Annotated in this window: 1 tRNA gene and 2 rRNA genes (1 of these 3 cut by a window edge); all 3 read left to right on the top strand. The window is 54.0% G+C overall.

The features are described from left to right. Positions 1–2,008: ribosomal RNA gene (locus FDT80_RS18715) — 23S ribosomal RNA — on the top strand (it extends 824 nt beyond the left edge of the window). 177 nt (positions 2,009–2,185) lie between these two features. Beyond that, positions 2,186–2,300, top strand: a 5S ribosomal RNA gene (rrf, locus tag FDT80_RS18710). A 123-nt stretch (positions 2,301–2,423) separates the two neighbouring features. After that, positions 2,424–2,500 (top strand) — tRNA-Met (locus FDT80_RS18705).

Raw genomic sequence — 2,500 nt, 5'->3', positions numbered from 1 at the left:
AGATAGCTGGTTCTCTGCGAAATCTATTTAGGTAGAGCGTCATCCGAATACCCTCGGGGGTAGAGCACTGGATGGGTAATGGGGCCCCACAGGCTTACTGATCCTAACCAAACTCCGAATACCGAGGAGTACTAGATGGCAGACACACGGCGAATGCTAACGTCCGTCGTGAAGAGGGAAACAACCCTGACCTACAGCTAAGGCCCCTAATTCATGGCTAAGTGGGAAAGCAGGTGGGACGACCAAAACAACCAGGAGGTTGGCTTAGAAGCAGCCATCCTTTAAAGATAGCGTAACAGCTCACTGGTCTAATTAAGTTGTCCTGCGGCGAAGATGTAACGGGGCTCAAGCCATGAGCCGAAGCTTAGGATGCACATAGTGCATGGTAGCAGAGCGTAGTGTGACATAGTTTCATGTCTCCTTGACCCCTTCGGGGGGATTGGAGACGCGAAGCTTTCTGTGAAGCCGGCGCGTGAGCGATCCGGTGGAGAGATCACTAGTGAGAATGATGACATGAGTAGCGACAAACAGTGTGAGAGACACTGTCGCCGAAAGTCCAAGGGTTCCTGCTTAAAGCTAATCTGAGCAGGGTAAGCCGACCCCTAAGGCGAGGCCGAAAGGCGTAGTCGATGGGAACCAGGTTAATATTCCTGGGCCAGATGGAAGTGACGGATCTCGAGGGTAGTTCATCCTTATTGGATTGAATGGGCTGCTTAGAGGTTCCTGGAAATAGCTCCATCGCTAGATCGTACCCTAAACCGACACAGGTGGACTGGTAGAGAATACCAAGGCGCTTGAGAGAACGATGTTGAAGGAACTCGGCAAAATACCTCCGTAAGTTCGCGAGAAGGAGGCCCAGTTTCTACGCAAGTATTGGCTGGGGGCACAAACCAGGGGGTGGCGACTGTTTATTAAAAACACAGGGCTCTGCGAAGTCGCAAGACGACGTATAGGGTCTGACGCCTGCCCGGTGCCTGAAGGTTAAAAGGAGGGGTGAGAGCTCTGAATTGAAGCCCAGGTAAACGGCGGCCGTAACTATAACGGTCCTAAGGTAGCGAAATTCCTTGTCGGGTAAGTTCCGACCTGCACGAATGGCGTAACGACTTCCCCGCTGTCTCCAACATCGACTCAGCGAAATTGAATTACCTGTCAAGATGCAGGTTTCCCGCGGTTAGACGGAAAGACCCCGTGCACCTTTACTACAACTTCACACTGGCATCAGGCCAAGCATGTGCAGGATAGGTGGTGGGCTTTGAAGCGTGGACGCCAGTCTGCGTGGAGCCTCCCTTGAGATACCACCCTTGCTTTGCTTGATGTCTAACCGCGGTCCGTTATCCGGATCCGGGACCCTGTGTGGTGGGTAGTTTGACTGGGGCGGTCGCCTCCTAAAGCGTAACGGAGGCGCGCGAAGGTTGGCTCAGAGCGGTCGGAAATCGCTCGTTGAGTGCAATGGCAGAAGCCAGCCTGACTGCAAGACTGACAAGTCGAGCAGAGTCGAAAGACGGCCATAGTGATCCGGTGGTCCCAAGTGGGAGGGCCATCGCTCAACGGATAAAAGGTACGCCGGGGATAACAGGCTGATACTGCCCAAGAGTCCATATCGACGGCAGTGTTTGGCACCTCGATGTCGGCTCATCTCATCCTGGGGCTGGAGCAGGTCCCAAGGGTACGGCTGTTCGCCGTTTAAAGAGGTACGTGAGCTGGGTTTAGAACGTCGTGAGACAGTTCGGTCCCTATCTTCCGTGGGTGTAGGATACTTGAGAGGAGTTGCCCCTAGTACGAGAGGACCGGGGTGAACGATCCACTGGTGGACCAGTTGTCGTGCCAACGGCAGTGCTGGGTAGCTATGATCGGACAGGATAACCGCTGAAGGCATCTAAGCGGGAAGCCCCCCTCAAAACAAGGTATCCCTGAGAGCCGAGGTAGACCACCTCGTCGATAGGCCAGAGATGTAAGCACAGCAATGTGTTCAGTTGACTGGTACTAATGGCTCGATAGGCTTGATTTGATCCAGTAGAAGCAAGACTTCTGCGAGATAAATCAAAAGCATACACAACACAGTGTACTGACTTGGACGATGTCGCTCATAAGGCGATGGTGCGGGACCGCGCAGTCTTCGGACACGCGGCCTCCCACCGGTAGCCTTTCACTTTGCAAAAAGAAGCGACGCAGAGGTTTTTCATGGTTTGGTGGTCATAGCGCGAGCAAAACACCCGATCCCATCCCGAACTCGGCAGTTAAGTGCCGCCGCGCCGATGGTACTGCGTCTTAAGGCGTGGGAGAGTAGGTCACCGCCAAACCTAGTAAAACCTCTGCAAAACCGTATCTCTCGATCGATGACACACACAGCGACACAACGCGCGATCCAAACGATCCGCACACAGGGCCAAAACTCGCAAAGCGCGACAACCGGCCATAAGCGTCGCGGGATGGAGCAGCCCGGTAGCTCGTCAGGCTCATAACCTGAAGGTCGTAGGTTCAAATCCTACTCCCGCAACCA

It is taken from the genome of Sulfitobacter sabulilitoris, from assembly GCF_005887615.1.
Taxonomy (GTDB): domain Bacteria; phylum Pseudomonadota; class Alphaproteobacteria; order Rhodobacterales; family Rhodobacteraceae; genus Sulfitobacter_E; species Sulfitobacter_E sabulilitoris.
The sequence above is the reverse complement of the archived record's forward strand: the minus strand, read 5'-3'. Positions and strand labels throughout refer to the sequence as shown.